The sequence below is a fragment of the Kiritimatiellia bacterium genome, from assembly GCA_026417735.1.
Lineage (GTDB): Bacteria > Verrucomicrobiota > Kiritimatiellia > PWTM01 > PWTM01 > CAACVY01.
The window spans coordinates 55,406-71,392 of sequence record JAOACR010000010.1 but is presented as its reverse complement, the minus strand read 5'-3'; the positions used below and the strand labels follow the sequence as shown (position 1 = coordinate 71,392).

Annotated in this window: 15 protein-coding genes; 13 read left to right on the top strand and 2 right to left on the bottom strand. The window is 70.3% G+C overall.

Features of this window, described 5'->3' with window-relative positions:
- Positions 1–59 precede the first annotated feature (59 nt).
- Positions 60–2,018: an ATP-dependent zinc metalloprotease FtsH gene (gene ftsH, locus N2652_06195; protein MCX7818781.1), complete on the bottom strand. Its 1,959-nt coding sequence runs from the start codon at positions 2,016–2,018 to the stop codon at positions 60–62.
- A gap of 117 nt (positions 2,019–2,135) precedes the next feature.
- Here ftsH and N2652_06190 point away from each other — a divergent pair, with 117 nt between their 5' ends.
- Entirely contained in the window at positions 2,136–3,812 is a 1,677-nt protein-coding gene (locus N2652_06190) for a ribulokinase (GenBank protein ID MCX7818780.1), read from the top strand.
- A gap of 22 nt (positions 3,813–3,834) precedes the next feature.
- Here N2652_06190 and N2652_06185 read toward each other — a convergent pair whose 3' ends face one another.
- Complete coding sequence (locus N2652_06185; GenBank protein MCX7818779.1) at positions 3,835–5,157, bottom strand: amidohydrolase family protein; 1,323 nt, start codon at positions 5,155–5,157, stop codon at positions 3,835–3,837.
- 146 nt (positions 5,158–5,303) lie between these two features.
- Here N2652_06185 and N2652_06180 point away from each other — a divergent pair, with 146 nt between their 5' ends.
- The 12 genes from N2652_06180 (at position 5,304) to N2652_06125 (ending at position 15,972) form a co-directional block, all read left to right on the top strand.
- Positions 5,304–6,215 carry a homocysteine S-methyltransferase family protein gene (locus N2652_06180; GenBank protein ID MCX7818778.1) on the top strand — a complete coding sequence of 304 codons (912 nt, stop codon included), beginning with the start codon at positions 5,304–5,306 and terminating at the stop codon, positions 6,213–6,215.
- Complete coding sequence (locus tag N2652_06175) at positions 6,188–7,171, top strand: 2-dehydropantoate 2-reductase (protein ID MCX7818777.1); 984 nt, start codon at positions 6,188–6,190, stop codon at positions 7,169–7,171. The genes N2652_06180 and N2652_06175 overlap by 28 nt, the downstream gene beginning before the upstream one ends.
- A 22-nt stretch (positions 7,172–7,193) precedes the next feature.
- On the top strand, positions 7,194–7,328 hold the full coding sequence (locus N2652_06170; protein ID MCX7818776.1) for a hypothetical protein: 135 nt from the start codon (positions 7,194–7,196) through the stop codon (positions 7,326–7,328).
- A gap of 338 nt (positions 7,329–7,666) precedes the next feature.
- Positions 7,667–8,119, top strand: a complete 453-nt coding sequence (locus N2652_06165; GenBank protein MCX7818775.1) for a hypothetical protein — start codon at positions 7,667–7,669, stop codon at positions 8,117–8,119.
- Complete coding sequence (locus tag N2652_06160) at positions 8,094–8,567, top strand: hypothetical protein (protein ID MCX7818774.1); 474 nt, start codon at positions 8,094–8,096, stop codon at positions 8,565–8,567. Before N2652_06165 ends, N2652_06160 begins: the two co-directional genes overlap by 26 nt.
- Positions 8,564–8,707 carry a hypothetical protein gene (locus N2652_06155; protein MCX7818773.1) on the top strand — a complete coding sequence of 48 codons (144 nt, stop codon included), beginning with the start codon at positions 8,564–8,566 and terminating at the stop codon, positions 8,705–8,707. The genes N2652_06160 and N2652_06155 overlap by 4 nt, the downstream gene beginning before the upstream one ends.
- A gap of 185 nt (positions 8,708–8,892) precedes the next feature.
- Positions 8,893–10,134, top strand: a complete 1,242-nt coding sequence (locus N2652_06150) for a S41 family peptidase (GenBank protein MCX7818772.1) — start codon at positions 8,893–8,895, stop codon at positions 10,132–10,134.
- A 42-nt stretch (positions 10,135–10,176) separates the two neighbouring features.
- Positions 10,177–10,584, top strand: coding sequence for a hypothetical protein (locus tag N2652_06145; GenBank protein MCX7818771.1), 408 nt, complete (start codon positions 10,177–10,179; stop codon positions 10,582–10,584).
- Positions 10,585–10,612: 28 nt separating this feature from the next.
- Entirely contained in the window at positions 10,613–12,949 is a 2,337-nt protein-coding gene (gene hypF / locus N2652_06140; protein MCX7818770.1) for a carbamoyltransferase HypF, read from the top strand.
- Between the two features lie 45 nt (positions 12,950–12,994).
- On the top strand, positions 12,995–13,726 hold the full coding sequence (locus N2652_06135) for a hypothetical protein (GenBank protein MCX7818769.1): 732 nt from the start codon (positions 12,995–12,997) through the stop codon (positions 13,724–13,726).
- A 100-nt stretch (positions 13,727–13,826) separates the two neighbouring features.
- The gene (gene bioB, locus N2652_06130) at positions 13,827–14,813 is read left to right on the top strand and encodes a biotin synthase BioB (protein ID MCX7818768.1); all 987 of its coding nucleotides are present in this window, start codon (positions 13,827–13,829) and stop codon (positions 14,811–14,813) included.
- A gap of 28 nt (positions 14,814–14,841) precedes the next feature.
- Entirely contained in the window at positions 14,842–15,972 is a 1,131-nt protein-coding gene (locus N2652_06125) for a VCBS repeat-containing protein (GenBank protein MCX7818767.1), read from the top strand.
- Positions 15,973–15,987: the final 15 nt, after the last annotated feature.

Here is a 15,987-nt window from a genome sequence, read left to right as displayed (position 1 = left end):
GTCGAAGAGCACATCGCCGCAGCGCCACGGAGGGTGGGGGGCAGGTTGGGCCGCGCCGCTCATCCGGGGGCCGGTGGCGGCGGTGGCGCGGCGGCGCCGGCGGGGGGGGGCGGGGTGGCGTCCGCGGCGCGGCGCTCGGCGTCTGTCAGGATCCGGCCGTGCCGGACGATGTCCGCGACGTCCTGACCGTCGAGCGTCTCGCGGGCGAGCAGCTCGCGGGCGACGCTGTGCAGCGCCGTGTTGTGTTCGGTGAGGATCCGGCGCGCCTCCGCATAGCATTCCATCAGGATTCGGTGCACCTCTGCATCAATCCGGCGGGCCGTTTCCTCGCTGTAGGTCTGCGTGCGGGAGATTTCCCGGCCGAGGAAGAGCAGCTCTTCGCGCTCGATGTAGGTTTGGGGGCCCAGCGCGTCGCTCATGCCCCACTCGCACACCATCATCCGGGCGATCTGGGTCGCCTGACGGAAGTCCATCTGCGCGCCGGTCGTCACGTCGCCAAACACGAGTTCCTCCGCGACACGACCGGCCATGAGCCCCTGGATCATCTTCAGCAGTTTCGAGCGGCTTTCGGTGTAGCGGTCGCGTTCGGGCAGCTGCATCGTCGCGCCGAGGGACTGGCCGCGCGGAATGATAGTGACCTTGTGCAGCGGCTCGGCGCCGGCCACCTGCATCACGACTGCGTGACCGGCCTCGTGGTATGCGGTGAGGCGGCGCTCGTGTTCGTCCGGCAGCCGGCTGCGGCGCTCGCGGCCCCAGCGGACCTTGTCGCGCGCCTCTTCGAGATCCCGGTGCTCGATGTACTCGGCGCCGCGGCGAGCGGCGAGCAGCGCGGCCTCGTTGATGAGGTTTTCGAGGTCCGCGCCGGAGAACCCGGGCGTGCCGCGCGCGATCTTGCGCAGGTCGGCATCCGGTCCCAGCCGGAGACGACGGGCATGAATCCGGAGAATTTTCTCGCGCCCCTCGAGGTTCGGCAGATCCACGAAGATCTGCCGGTCGAACCGGCCGGGCCGCAGCAGCGCGGGGTCGAGCACGTCGGGGCGGTTCGTCGCGGCGATGATGATGACGCCTTCCTTCGTGTCGAACCCGTCCATTTCGACCAGCAGCGCGTTCAGCGTCTGCTCGCGCTCGTCGTGACCGCCGCCGATGCCGCTGAAACGGCTGCGGCCAACCGCATCGATCTCGTCAATGAAGATGATGCAGGGCGCATGGCGTTTGCCTTGCTCGAACATGTCGCGCACGCGCGAGGCGCCGACGCCGACGAACATCTCGACGAAGTCCGAGCCGCTGATGCTGAAGAACGGAACCTGCGCCTCGCCGGCGATCGCCTTCGCGAGCAGCGTCTTGCCGGTGCCGGGCGGGCCGACCAGCAGCACGCCCTTCGGGATGCGGCCGCCGAGACGCTGAAACTTCTTCGGGTTTTTCAGGAATTCGATGATCTCCTGCACCTCCTCCCGCGCCTCGTCGATGCCAGCGACGTCGTCGAACGTGATCCGGTTCTTCATCCGGGTGAGCAGCTTGGCGCGACTCTTGCCGAAGCTCATCGCGCCGCGCCCGACCATTCGCATCTGCCGGATGAACAGCACGTAGAGCAACCCCATCAGCAGCAGAAACGGCAGCGCGCTGGTGAGCATTTGCCAGACGACGGGGTTCTGCGGCCGGAACCGGAACGGCACGCCGTGCTCGGCCAGCCACTGGGGCAGGCTGTCGGTGACGATCACATCGGTTCGGAAGGGCTGTGCGCGGCCACCCGCCAGCGTGGGCTTCAGCCGGCCGGTGATGTACTGGACGCCGGAGACCTCCAGCACAATTTCGCAGCTTTCGATCAGGTTGCTTTCGACCAGCTGCACAAACTCGGGGTAGTAGCTGAGCCGGCGCGGACGGTCCGCAGTCTGCGAGAAAAAGTGGAACAGGCTGAAAAACATCAGCAGCAGCAACAGCCAGACCAGCATGCCGCGCATCGGCATGCGCTGGCCATTGGGCAGCTCGTCGCGATCGGGCTTGAATTCCGGCTCGTCCACAGCGGTCTCCGCAATCTTCGCATGATACTATGCGCGGCAGGCGGCCGCCAGCCGCCGCGGTCGTGCGTGGCGCGCGTCGCGGTGCAAGAACGCCGGCGGTCTCGGGGAGATGCGGCGATGAAGGGTGCGAAGTACACGCTGGGGCTCGACTACGGTACGAATTCGGTGCGCGCGCTGCTGGCGGATGTCGAGGACGGCCGTGAGGTCGCGTCGGCGGTGTGGACCTACGCGCACGGTGAGGAGGGCGTGGTGCTTTCGCGCGATCCGAACTTTGCGCGGCAGCATCCGGCCGACTACGTGGAGGGCGCGGTGAGGGTGATCCGTGCGGTGCTGGCGGCGGCGCGGCGGTCCGTGCGCGGCTTCCGGTCGGAGCAGGTGGCGGGCATCGGCGTGGACACCACCGGCAGCACGCCGATGCCGGTGGATGCGGCGGGCCGGCCGCTGGCGCTGCAACGCCGCTGGGCGGCGCATCCGGCGGCGATGGCGTGGCTGTGGAAGGACCACACCGCGGCGGCGGAGGCGGCCGAGATCACCGAGCTTGCGCGGGCGATGCGCCCGCACTATCTGGCGAAGTGCGGCGGCACGTACTCCAGCGAGTGGTTTTTCAGCAAGATCCTCCACTGTCTCCGCACCACGCCCGAGGTGTTCCGCGCCGCCCACCTATGGGTGGAATGCTGCGACTGGGTGCCCGCGTTGCTGACCGGCACCGAGGCGCCGGACCGGCTCACCGTAGGCGTGTGCGCCGCCGGGCACAAAGCGATGTACAGCGACGAGTGGGGGGGCTACCCGGACGCGGAATTTCTCGCGCGGCTCGATCCCGCACTCGGCGCACTGCGCGAACGGTTGCGGCCGCGAGCGGCCGCGATCGACCAGCCCGCCGGTCGGCTGACCGTCGAGTGGGCGCGGCGCACCGGTCTGCCGGCCGGCATTCCGGTGGCGGTGGGCGCGCTGGATGCACATCTGGGCGCGGTCGGGTCCGGCGTGGCGCCGGGCACGATGGCGATCATCCTGGGCACCAGCGCCTGCCACATGATGGTGGTGCCGCCGGGCGGCGCGGTGCCGGACATCCCGGGGCTGTGCGGGATTGTGCGCGGCAGCATTCTGCCCGCGCACGTCGGACTGGAGGCGGGCCAGTCGGCGTTCGGCGACATCTTCAACTGGTTTGTGAACCACGTGCGGCCGCTCGGCCGTGCGGGCACGCACGAGGCGCTGTCCGCCGCGGCCGCGCGGCTGCGGCCAGGCGAAAGCGGCTTGCTGGCGCTGGACTGGAACAACGGCAACCGCACCGTGCTGGCGGACCCGCGGCTCGGCGGGCTGCTGGTGGGCCAGACGCTGTACACGACGCCCGCGGAGATCTATCGCGCGCTGATCGAAGCGGCCGCGTTCGGGACGCTGCGCATCATTGAGCGGTTTGAGGAATTTCAGATCCCGGTGCGCAGCATCGTCGCGTGCGGCGGCATTGCGGAAAAGAATCCGCTGGTGATGCAGACACTCGCGGACGTGACCGGTCGACCGATTCGCGTTGCGCGCTCCTCGCAGACCTGTGCGCTCGGCGCGGCGATCGCGGCGGCGGTGGTCGCGGGCGTGTATCCAGACGTGCCGTCCGCCCAGGCCGCGATGGCGGGGACGCGACCGGGCGCGTATCGGCCGCGGCGTGGCGCGCACGCGGTCTATCGCGAGCTCTACGAGCTCTACCGCATGCTGCACGACGCGTTCGGCACGCCGGAGGGAAACGGCCGGCTCTACCCGGTGATGAAGCGTCTGATCGAGATCCGCGAGCGGGTTCGCCGTTGAGGGAGGTTCGGCGGGCCGCGATTCAGGCGAGGCCGGCGCGCCGCATCAGATGCCGACGGGCGTCGCGGGCGTCCGCGGGCAGACGCTCCGCGTCGATGGTGGTGAACTGGCCGTTCTCGTAGAGGATGCGGCCGGCCGCCATCGTGAGCGAGACGCAACCGGGATGTGCGGAGTACACCACGGCGGTCGCGGGGTCGGAAGCCGGCAGCACCGCCAGGTCGTCGAGCTCGATCAGAACAACGTCCGCGCGCCATCCGGGCTCGAGCCGGCCGACCACGCCACCCCACCCCAGTGCCGCGGCGCCCCCCTCGGTGGCCAGACGGACGATCTGGCGGGCGGGCAGCGCGCCGGGCCCGCGCCGAACCGCTTGCGCGAGACCGGCCAGCCGCATCTCTGCGAACATGTCGAGCCGGTTGTTGCAGGCGGCACCGTCTGCGCCCAGCGCTACCGCGACGCCCTCCGCGAGCATTTCCGGCACCGGCGCGATTCCCGAGCCCAGCTTCCAGTTGGCGGAGGGGCAGTGGACGACGTGGGTGCGGCTGTCGGCCAGAATGGCGCGCTCGGTCCGGTCCGCGTGGACGCAATGCGCCAGCAGCACGTCGGGGCCGGCAATGCCGCAGTCGCGCAGATAGGCGATGTTGTCGCGTCCGGTGTGCGCGCGGACCCACTCGATCTCCGCAAGCTGTTCCGACGCGTGCGTGTGCAGCCGTAGCCCTCGGTCGCGCGCGAACGCGGCCGCCTCGACGAGGTTCGGCTCCGAGCAGGAGAGCGCAAACCGGGGCGCGACCGCCGGGCGCAACCACTGACGGTCACCGCTCAGCGAGACCAGCGCGTCGCAGGTGGCCAGCGCCTCGTCGATCGGCACCGCGAGCGGTGGATAGCCGCCGGTCTCATCCATCAGGCAGTGGCCGACCAGCCCCGGCAGCCCGATGCGCGAGATGGTGTCCAGCACCACCTCGGTGCCGCGCACCGTTTCGATCGAGGCAAAACCGGTCGTGCCGCTCCGGATCATTTCCGCGGCGGCGAGTCGCGCGGAAATCTCGAGCGTCGCGTCGGTGTGTGCGGCCTCCAGCGGCCAGATGTATTCGCGGAGCCAGCGCAGCAGGGGCAGGTCCTCCGCGAGGCCGCGGAAAAGGGTCTGGCACAGATGCACATGCGCGTGGATGAACCCCGGCATCGCGAGCGCGCCGCCCGCGTCGATCACTGTGCGGGCACGGGCGGTGAAGCGTCCCACCCGCTCGATCCGTTCACCCACCACCAGGATTGAGCCGTCCGGAATCAGCTCCGCATCCCAGGCGGGCCACACGCGCGCGTTGCGAATGAGAAGGGTGTCGTCGGCGCTCATCCGCGCCACCATCGCCGGCGATTCGCGGCGGTGTCAAGCGACGGTGCGGAGCGGGGGGCCGGAACCGACCGATGGCGGGGCGGTTTGCTCGCGGTGTGGCGGCGCCGGTATTGTGGTGAGCCGGGCGGAGGGGCGGGAGTCCGCAGATGGAACGAGGAAGGCTGAGCGAGGCGGCCGGGTCGGGACGGATCCTGGTGGCCGACGGCGCCTGGGGTACGCAGTTGCAGGCGAAGGGACTGGCGCCCGGCGAATGTCCGGAACAGTGGTGTGTGGAGCACCCCGAGCGTGTCGCGGAGATCGCGCGCGCGTACATTGAGGCCGGCGCGGACCTCATCGAGACCAACAGTTTCGGCGGCAACCGGCTGCGGCTGGCGGATCACGGTTTGGGGGACCGCGCCTCCGAGCTGAATGAGGCGGCCGCGAGGATTTCGCGCGCCGCGGCGGGGGAGGTGCGATGGGTGGTGGGGTCGGTCGGTCCGAGCGGCCGACTGCTGATGATGGGGGATGTTGGCGAGGCGGATCTGTATGAGGCGTTCCTCGAGCAGTCGCTCGCACTGTTGCGCGGCGGCGTGGATGCGATTTGTGTCGAGACCATGAGCGCGACCGACGAGGCGGCGATCGCGGTGCGCGCTGCGCGCGATGCGGGCGCGCGGGAAGTGATTTGCACGTTCACGTTTTCGCCCGCCGCGGCGGGCGAGCACCGCACGATGATGGGGCATGATCCGGCCGAGGCCGCGCGGGCGGCGTTGGAAGCGGGCGCGGACATCATCGGCGCCAACTGCGTTGCCGGCGGCGAGGCGGCGTTGGCGGTGGTGCGGGCGATGCGCGCCGCGGAGCCTTCGGCGCCGATACTGGTGCAGCCGAACGCCGGCCTGCCGACGATCGTTCGGGGGCAGCAGAGCTGGCCGGACGCGCCGGAGACGTTCGCGGCGTGGTTGCCGCGCCTGGCGGAGGCAGGCGCCACGATCATCGGCGGCTGCTGCGGCACGACGCCCGCCCACGTGCGCGCGCTGCGGGCGGCGGCGGACCGGTGGATGCGCGAGCGCGCCGCTTCGTGAAGCGGGCATGGACATTCATCGGCGGCGGCGCGGTCGCCGGCTACTACGGCGCGGCACTCGCGCGCGCCGGTCACCCGGTGAGCTGGCTCCTGCGCACCGGTGCGGACGTGTGGCGGCGGTCGGGCCTGGAGGTGGAAACGGGCGGCGAGCGGTGGCACATCGCCGCGCCCGCCGCGTTCGAACGGCCGGAGGAGCTGCCGGCCGCGGACGTCGTCGCCGTGGCGATCAAGACCACCGGCAATCGCGAGCTGCCCCGACTGCTGCCGGCAGCGCTGAAGCGGCCGGAGGCGGTCGTGCTGATGATGCAAAACGGCCTCGGAGCGGAGGAGGATGCGCTGGCGGCGGTGCGGGGCCATCCGGTGCTCGGCGGGCTTTGTTTTCTCTGCAGCCAGCGCGTCGCGGTCGCGCGCGTCCGGCACCTCGACTACGGGAAGGTCACCGTGGCCGGCCATCCGGAGAGCGCCCCTCCGGCGGTGCTGGCGGAGGCGGTCCAGGCGGTGGTGAGCGATCTGGCCGGCGCCGGCATCGAGACCGAGCCGGCCACGGATCTGCTCGAAGCGCGATGGAAAAAATTGCTGTGGAACGTGCCGTTCAGCGGGCTGTGCGTGGTGCTCGGCACCGACACGCGCGCGCTGGTGGAGACGCCTGCGACGCGCGCGCTGGCGCGTTCGCTGATGTGCGAGCTGCAGGCGGGCGCCCGCGCGTGGGGGCGGCACATCGCCGACGCGTTTCTCGATCACATGTTTGAACTCACGGACCGCATGGTGCCCTATGCGCCGAGCATGAAGCTCGATCACGATGCGGGCCGCCCGATGGAAATCGAGGCGATCTATGAGCGGCCGGTTGAGGCCGCGCGGCGCCGCGGGGTCGTGATGGCGCGAGTGGAAATGCTCGCGCAGATGCTGCGTTTCTGCGAGATGCGCCGGCGCGCCGCCGGCGGGCAGGTGCGAGGATGAAGGCGAGGGAGGGCTGGGGCCGGTGGCGGGGATGTGGGCGATGGGGCTTGCGGCGCTCGGCGGGCCGGAGGCGCCGGACGGACGGCTATCGCTGCTCGCGGAGCTGGGCGTGGAGCCGCCGCGGTGGTTTGCGCCGTGGGTGGAGCGGGCGTTGTGAGAACGTCCGCGCCGGCTTGAGGGCGCTGCCGCACTCCGGCCCGAACTTTAGCGGCGTTGGGCGAGCCGCGTGCGCTGGTCCGGCCGGCTGCGGACGCCGGCGGGTGGAGGTGGTGGGTGAGCCGGCGCAGCTGGAGCAGCAGCGGCTGAAACGCGACGATCAGTTTACGCTGGACTTCGGTGAGCACCTCGTCGGCCGCTCCGCGCTGTAGATCGGTCCGCCCGCCCATCCGATTGACGCGCCGGTGCGGTTGCGGGCGGTCTTTGTGGAAAGGCCCACGGAAGCGGGCGAACCCTTCGATCTCTATCCGGCGAGCCTCGCGCGCTCATCGCTGCAGGATGAGGTCGTCAACGTGGACGACGCGCTGGCGGAGATCTGGTCGCCGCGGCGGTACGCATTCCGAATATGTGCGCGTCGAGGTGCTGCCGGGCAGTCCGCACGCCCGCGCGATCGTGCGCGCGCCGCGGGTAGAGGCGGTGACCTCGGCGGACGAACGCGGCATGCCGCTCGCGCCGTCGGCGCTCACCGAGCGGCAGCAGCGGATTCACGAGTTGCCCCGATGCACGCTGCGCAACTGCATGCCGACGGCGGTGGAGGACGGCCCGAAACGCGACCGGTGGCTGTGGTTGGGCGACCTGCGCCTGCGGGCGGAACTTCGCGACGTTTCGGAACTGCGAGCTTGTGCGGCGATGTCTCCACCTGCACGCGGGCACCGCGACCGCCCGCGGTCTGCTCGCGACTTGTCAGGTCGAGCGAACGGAGCCGGTGCGGGGTCGCAACAATATCCTTGACGCCCCCGCGCTGTTTGCGCCGGCGCCGTTGGTGTATCTCGAGGCCAGCGGCGACCGCGACACCGCCGCGGAGCTCTGGCCGGGGGCGGCCCGGCAGCTCGAGTTCCCGCTGGAGCCGGTCGGGCCGGACGGTCTGTTGCGCGATGCCAAGAGCTGGTGGTTGTTCGTGGACGGGGATCCGGGGCTGGACTGGGAGGCGGCGGAGCCGGCGACGATCCTGTTTGGGCTGCGTGCGACGCTCGAGCTAGGCCGCCAACGGGACCGCGAGGGAGATGTGTGGTTTCTGCCGGCGGAGATTGCACGGATGAGGGGAGCGGCCCGCCGGCATTTGTGGGACGAGTCGCTGGCGCTTTTCGTCAGCGGGGCCTCGCGTCAGGTCTCCTGGGCCTCGCAGGCCTGGATGGTGCCGGCGGGCGTGCTGGAGGGGCCGGCGGTGCATGCGTTGTGACCTCGGCTGTGCGCACCCCGGTGACGCCTTATCTAGTGGTGGAGGCGGGGTGGCGGTCGGAGCGCTCGAGCGAGGCGCCGGAGCACATCGAGCGATACTGGGGCGGGAGGATCGAGGGGGGCGCCGACGCGTTCTGGTGAGGTTTGGGTGGCGGCGAACGAGCGCGGGCCGTCCTACCAGAGCCATCTGGTGAACAGCGACTGCGACGTCTGGTGCTGCACGCCCTCTTGGTTCCTTCGGGTGCCGCCGCTGGGGGCGCAGTGAGGCCGCTGCGGCGGCCGCCGGAGGTTTGCGGCCGGGCGCGGGCGGCGCGATAATATTCAGCATGGCACGCTGCCGTCCACGCAGAGCTTGGTCGGTCCTTGCGGGTGCGCTCTACGGCGCGATCGCGGGGGCCGCGCCGGCGCCGCGGCCCGAGGTGGCGGCGCAGGACGAGGCGTACGCCGGCATTGCGAAGTTCGCGGAGGTGCTGCTGCAGGTGCGGCGGCACTACGTGGACACGAATCGCACCTCGTACGCGGAGCTGATCAACGGTGCGATGCGCGGGCTGATTGCGTCGCTGGACGAGTACTCCGAGTTCATGGACTCGGCGGAGTATCGCGCGATGCAGGAGGACACGGAGGGCGAGTTTGGCGGGGTGGGACTGGTCGTTGGTATGCGGGAGGGCGCGCTGGTGGTGATCTCGCCGATTGACGGCACGCCCGGCGCGAAGGCGGGACTGCGCAGCGGCGATCGGCTGGTGGAAATCAACGGACGTCCGACGTCCGAAATGGATCTGGGCGAGGCGGTGCGGCTGATGCGCGGGCCGCCGGGCACGACGGTGCGCATCAAGGTACTGAAGCCCGGCCGCCCCGAGCCGGTGGAGCTGGTGTTGCAACGCGCGAAGATCGAAGTGGACAGCGTCGAGTCCGTGCGCGTATTGGGCGACGGGATCGGCTACGTACGCATCACGCAGTTCGATGCGCGAACCGCGGAGATGCTCGACCGCGCGCTCGCACGGCTGGAGCGGGAGGGTGCGCGCGCGCTGATCCTCGACGTGCGGAACAACCCTGGCGGGCTGCTGGAGAGCGCGGTGGAGGTGTGTAGCCGGTTTCTGCCGCGCGGCCGGATGGTGCTGATCACGCAGGGACGCGACGAGCGGCAACGCCAGACGTTCCTCACCCGCGCGGCGCCGAAGGTATACGAGTGGCCGATCGCGGTGTTGTTGAACGAGGGCAGCGCGAGCGCCGCGGAGGTCGTCGCGGGCTGTCTGCAGGACCATCGCCGCGCCGTGTTGATTGGCGAGCGCAGTTTCGGCAAGGGGTCAGTGCAGTCGCTATTGCCGCTCTCGGACGGCTCCGCGTTGCGGCTGACGACCGCGCGCTACTACACGCCGAACCGGCGGATGATTCACGAGCTGGGCATTGAGCCGGACGTGCTGGTGCCCTGGGCGGAGCAGGAACTCGGCCGCGCGAACGACGCGCCGATGTCGCCGTCGTCGGACCCCCAGCTGCTGAAGGCTGCGGACATGTTGCGGGGGGTACTGAAGTACGGCCAGCCCGCGACTGGACCTGGTCGCGCCGGATGACGCCCCCCTCCGCCACCCCACGGCCCGCTGGAGCGCGGTCCCATGTTGCCCGACCTGCAAGCCTGCCTGCTGTGTGATGACGTACGGCAGGAGCGCAACGGCAAGTTCATTTTGATTGGACTGTTCGACGTTGTCGGTTCTGCGACGTTTCCGTTCGTGTACCCGCGGATGTTCGTCGTGACCCGCTGGTGCAGCGGCGAGGGCACCTTTCATCAGCGCACGCGAATTCTTGCACCCGACCAGACGACCGTGGTGATGGAGGGCCAGCCGATCCCGTTCCATCTGCCCAATCCCCAAGCGACCGCGACGAACGTCGAAGTGTTTGTGAACAAGGTGATTCAGACCGAGGGGCCGCACTGGGTCGAAGTGCTGCTCGAGGGGGACCTCAAGATCCGCTTCCCGCTGCTGGTGCAGCGGATCACTCAGCCGCCTCCGCCGGGTCTGGTGTAGCTCGGTGCCGGTGCGGCCGGCCCTTCCGATGAGCGACCGTTGGACGAGAGAAACCATTGAGGTGTCCGGGCTGGTGCAGGGTGTCGGATTCCGCCCGGCGATCGCGCGGCGGGCGCGCGCGGTGGGTCTGCGCGGGAGCATCTGCAATCGGCGCGGCACGGTGCGGTTGATTCTCGAAGGACCGTCCGAGCGGGTTGCCGCGTTTGTGAAGGCGCTCCGCGACCACGCGCCGCCGCGCGCTCGGATTGAGCGGATCGAGCTCGTCGCGCGCGAAACGATTCCGGCCGCGGCCGCTTCGCCCGATTTTCGCGTGGTGGACAGCGACCTCCGCGAGCTCGCCCGCCCACAGGTGCCGCCGGATCTGGCGATGTGCGCGGCATGTCGGGCGGAGGTGCTCGATCCGGCGGACCGGCGCCACGGCTATCCGTTCACCACCTGCTGCGACTGCGGTCCACGCTACACGGTCATCGGCGACATGCCGTACGACCGGGAGCGAACGACGATGTCGGTGTTTCAGCTCTGTGAGGAGTGCCGGCGCGAGTACGAGGACCCCGCGTCGCGGCGGTACCACGCCGAGAGCATTGCGTGCCCGCGTTGCGGTCCGCGGTTGTGGGCGACCGATCCGGCGGGGCGGGTGCTGGAGGGTGATCCGATCCGGCTGGCCCGCGCGACGCTGGCCGGCGGCGGCATTGTCGCGCTGCGGGGGCTGGGGGGGTTCCTGCTAGCGGTCGACGCATTGAACCGCGGTGCGATCCTGCGGTTGAGGGAACGCAAGCGCCGGCCATACAAGCCGTTCGCGGTGATGGCCGCGTCGCTGGCGGCGGCGGAGAAGTTCTGCGTAGTGTCCGGCGTCGCCGCGGAGCTGCTGGGCTCCGCGGAGGCGCCGATCGTGATCCTCGAGCCGCGCGGCGAGGGGGCGCTGCCGGTGGAGGCGATTTCTCCCGACGTGCGGACCGTCGGCGTGATGTTGCCGGCCACCCCGCTGCAGCTGCTGCTGGCGGTGCCCATCGGTGGCGATCCAGTGCCCGTGTTCGAGCTGTTGGTCATGACCAGCGGCAACCGCAGTGGAGCGCCGATCTGCCTGGACAATGCCGGTGCGCTTCGGGAACTGGGCGCAGTCGCAGACGTGTTTCTGCTGCACGATCGCGAGATCCGGTTCCGCGCGGACGACTCGCTGGTGGCGTTGCGGGATGGCCGGCCCCAGCTGTGGCGGCGCGCCCGCGGGTATGCGCCACGTCCGCTCCCGTTGGCCCGCCCGCTGCGCCGGGCCGTGCTGGCGATGGGCGCGGAGCTGAAGAATGCGATCGCGGTGGGAGCCGGCGCGGAGGTGTACCTGTCCCCGCACATCGGTGATCTGGAGGACCCGGACGCCGTGGATCAGTTGCGGAGAGTCGCGGAGCATCTACCGCGGTTTCTTCGCATTGATCCGGCGGTGATCGCCGTGGATCTTCATCCCGACTATCACGCGACGCGGCTCGGTCGCGAACTGGCCGCACGTCTCGGCTGCGGCGTGGTGGAGGTTCAGCATCACCACGCGCATGCGGCCGCCGCGATGGCCGAACACGGCGTGGAAGCCCTGCTGGCGCTGACATGGGACGGCACCGGTCTGGGCACGGATGGGCGTATCTGGGGGGCCGAGTTGCTGTGGTTGCCCGAGGATGGCCGCATGGAGCGGCTGGCGACATTCGAGCCCGCGCCGTTGCCGGGTGGCGATGCCGCGGTCCTTGAGCCGAGACGGCAGATCGTTGCGCGCTGGGCCGCGCTGGGCTTGGCCCTCACAGCGCAGTGGCGACAGGCGCTGGGGCTGGCGGAGGCGCAGCTGGAAGTGTGGAGCCGGCTGAGGGCGGGCGGGCCGCTTGCGCCACTCACGCACGCGGCGGGTCGGCTCTTCGATGCGGTCGCGGCGGCGCTGGGCGTTGCTCCGGAACGCGTCAGTTACGAGGGCCAGACCGCGATCCGGCTGGAGGGGCTGGCTGCGCGCGCGGCCACAGTGAAGGCCCCGGGCGCCTGGTGGCGGGCGAGCGAGCAGGAGGGGATGCTGAGGGTGAACTGGTCGCCGCTGCTGCTGGAGCTCTTTGACCGCGGGCCGGTCGAGCCGGACACCGCCGCGGTGCTCGCGCGGGCGCTGCACGTTTCGCTCGCGGATGCGGCCCTCGCGATGGCTCGCCATGGCCGCGAGCGGACCGGTCACTCGACCGTGGCGCTGACCGGCGGTGTGTTCATGAACCGAATCCTGCACGAGGAAACCCGCGGCCGGCTTGAGGCGGACGGTTTTCAGGTGCTGGTGCATCGCGCGGTCCCGCCGAACGACGGCGGCATCGCGGCGGGGCAGGCGTGGGTGGCGGGCCGCCGACCGGAGGTTTGACATCGTCCGCCGGCCCGGGCGATGCTGGCGGCAGGAGCGATCGCGATGAAACGAATGCTGAGGGTCGGCTTTCTCGCGTGGCTGGCCGCGTGCGCGTTGGCTCCCCGGACGCCGGCGGCAACGCCGATCGTCGGGGGAAGCCGAGACGCGATGATCGAGGTGGTGGAAATCCGTCGCTGGGTCGTCGGCGCCGATGCGTTGCAGCTGCGGAGGGACGTCACGCAGGAGGGCTTTCCGGGCGAGCTGGAAGGGGACTGGTACGGCGCCTTTCTTGGCCTGCGGCCGACGCGCTGGATGTTGCTCTACGGAGCGTTGGGCCGTGCGAGCGCGGATGTGGGCCCGGACGCGCTCGGCGAAGGACTGGGCTGGAGCCTGGGCATGCATCTGCGGCTGTGGCGGTACGATCTCAAAGATCCGGAGTTTCTGGCCGGCCGCTGGTCGGTGCGGGCGGGCGGGGAGTTCCGGCGTGCGGACAGTGACGGTGGGCACTGGCAAACCGCGTCCGGCTCCGCCGATCTGCACTTCGAGATGTTCGCGGATTCGCCCGCGTCCACCGACCGGGTGCCCTTCAGTTTCGCGCTGTATGCCGGGCCGCTGTACTCCGCGTTGGACGGACGTAGCGAATCGGGGCCGATTCGCGAGGACTTCGAGGGGGAGTCGGCGTGGGGGGTGGCGGCGGGTGCGGAGGTGCACCTCTCGCACAATTTTCTGCTGGGGCTGCAGCTGGAGTTTCTGGACGGCACGAGCTGGGGCCTTTCTGCGCGTTACACGTTCTAGCCGCTGCGGAATCCGCGTTTGCGTTTCGGATGGCAGACCCCGGCTGAGGTGGCTGCGCTGCCGCGTCGGGCGGGCGTCTTGTGTATAGTGACCTCGGACCATGACGACGAACTGGATCGAACTGGCCGCTCGAGTTGCGGCAGGCCGGCCGGTCTCGCGGGAGGAGGCGCTCGCGATGTTGCGTGCGTCGGAGGACGAGCTGCTGGCGATGCTGCAGGGGGCATTTGAGCTGCGGCGCCGCGCGTTCGGTCGCCGGGTGGACCTGCACGTGATCGAGAACGCGCGCGGCGGACTGTGCAGCGAGGACTGCGCATACTGCAGCCAGTCTGCGGTGTCCTCCGCGGACGTGCCGGTGCATGAGACGCGGGACCCGGCTACCATGCTCGAACACGCCCGGGCGGCGGCCGCGTGTGGTGCGGTTCGGTTCTGTATTGTCGCCAGCGGCCGCGAGCCGGACCCGAACGAGCTGGACCGTGTCTGCGCCGCGGTGGAGCGGATCAAACGCGAGCTCGACCTTCAGATCTGCACCTCGCTGGGGCTGCTCGACGATGCCGCGGCCCGGCGTCTGGCTGCGGCCGGGGTGGACCGGTACAACCACAACCTCGAGACCTCCGAACGGTTCTTTCCGCAGATTTGTTCCACCCACACCTGGCAGGAGCGCCGCGAGACGATCGCTCGCGCGAAAGCGGCGGGCATGGAGGTCTGTTGTGGCGGTCTGGTGGGCATGGGGGAAACGGACGAGGACCGGGTGGACCTGGCGCTGGCGATTCGGGAGGTGGGGGCGGACTCGATCCCGGTGAACTTTCTCGACCCACGGCCGGGGACGCCGCTGGCCGGGCGCGAGCGGCTCTCGCCGGTCACGTGCCTGAAGGTGCTGGCGATGTTTCGCTATGTGTGTCCGGACCGGGAAATTCGCTGCGCGGGGGGGCGCGAGGCATGCCTGCGCAGTCTGCAGCCGCTGGCGCTGTGGGCGGCGAACTCGATCTTCACGCAGGGTTACCTCACCACCCCGGGCCAGGGCTGGGAACGCGACCGCGCGATGATCGCGGAGGCCGGCTTCGAAATCGGTCACTGGGTGAAGGCGTGAGCGCCGGGCGGCGCTGGAGGAGCCCGAGATGACGAGGACACCGCGCTGGGCGGCCGGCGCGGCGCTGGCCGCGCTGGCGGGGTTCGCCGAGGACACCGCCGGCTGGCGGCTGCATCCGATTCGTCCCGACTCGCCGTTCGAGGCGGCCGCGATTGCGGATCTGAACAACGACGGGCGGCCGGACGTGTTCTGCGGAGCCTTCTGGTATGAGGCGCCAGGCTGGACGCCTCATCCCGTCCGGGAGATTGAAGCGCGCGACGGTTATCACCTGGACTTTGGCGCGGTGCCGCTGGACGTGGATGGCGACGGGTGGACGGACATCGCCAGCTGTTCCTGGCATGGCCGCGACGTGTTCTGGCTCCGGAATCCCGGGCGGCCGGCACACCGATGGAGCCGCTTCGAGGTGGGCACCCCGGGCCCCATCGAAACCCTGCTGGCAGCCGATATCAACGGCGACGGCCAGTTGGATCTGGTTCCGAACGTCGTGGGCCGGCCGGTCTGGTATTCGTTCCAGCGGGATCCCGCAGTAGCGGGCGGCGCACGCTGGACGGAGCATCCGCTGCCCGGTCAGGCCGGCGTGCACGGCCTGGGGGTGGGCGATGTGGATGGCGACGGCCGTGTGGACGTGGTCACCCCGCGCGGATGGTTGCAGAATGCGCCGACCGGCTGGGTGTGGTTCGCGGAGTACGACCTCAAAGAACGCGCGAGCGTGCCGATTCTGGTGGGCGACCAAGACGGTGATGGCGACGCCGACCTCGTCTGGGGCTCCGCGCACGACGTGGGCGTACGGTGGCTTGAGCAGACGCGCGACAGCTCCGGCCGTCGGGGCTGGCGGCGGCACGAAGTGGATAGCAGCTGGTCCCAGGCGCACACGATGGTGGCGGTGGATCTCGACGGCGATGGCCGGCAAGAAGTTGTGACCGGTAAACGGTACTGGGCACACAACGGCCGCGACACGGGCGAACTGGAGCCGCGCATCGTTGTCGCTTATGCCGTTGACGCCGCCACGGGCGCATGGCGGCGACGGGTGCTGGTGTTCGGGACGCGCGCGGGCTTCGGTATCGCGACAATGGCGGGCGACCTGGACGGCGACGGCGACCCGGATGTGCTCTGCCCGGGCAAGAGCGGCCTCTACTGGCTCGAGAACCCCGCGCGTTGATTGACGGCCGGCGAG

Excerpts from the sequence above, each read along its gene's own strand:
- N2652_06190 (MCX7818780.1), top strand. The coding sequence starts at position 2,136 with ATGAAGGGTGCGAAGTACACGCTGGGGCTCGACTACGGTACGAATTCG.
- N2652_06185 (MCX7818779.1), bottom strand. The coding sequence starts at position 5,157 with ATGAGCGCCGACGACACCCTTCTCATTCGCAACGCGCGCGTGTGGCCC.
- N2652_06180 (MCX7818778.1), top strand. The coding sequence starts at position 5,304 with ATGGAACGAGGAAGGCTGAGCGAGGCGGCCGGGTCGGGACGGATCCTG.
- N2652_06165 (MCX7818775.1), top strand. The coding sequence starts at position 7,667 with ATGAGGTCGTCAACGTGGACGACGCGCTGGCGGAGATCTGGTCGCCGC.
- N2652_06150 (MCX7818772.1), top strand. The coding sequence starts at position 8,893 with ATGGCACGCTGCCGTCCACGCAGAGCTTGGTCGGTCCTTGCGGGTGCG.
- N2652_06145 (MCX7818771.1), top strand. The coding sequence starts at position 10,177 with ATGTTGCCCGACCTGCAAGCCTGCCTGCTGTGTGATGACGTACGGCAG.
- hypF (MCX7818770.1), top strand. The coding sequence starts at position 10,613 with ATGAGCGACCGTTGGACGAGAGAAACCATTGAGGTGTCCGGGCTGGTG.
- N2652_06135 (MCX7818769.1), top strand. The coding sequence starts at position 12,995 with ATGAAACGAATGCTGAGGGTCGGCTTTCTCGCGTGGCTGGCCGCGTGC.
- bioB (MCX7818768.1), top strand. The coding sequence starts at position 13,827 with ATGACGACGAACTGGATCGAACTGGCCGCTCGAGTTGCGGCAGGCCGG.
- N2652_06125 (MCX7818767.1), top strand. The coding sequence starts at position 14,842 with ATGACGAGGACACCGCGCTGGGCGGCCGGCGCGGCGCTGGCCGCGCTG.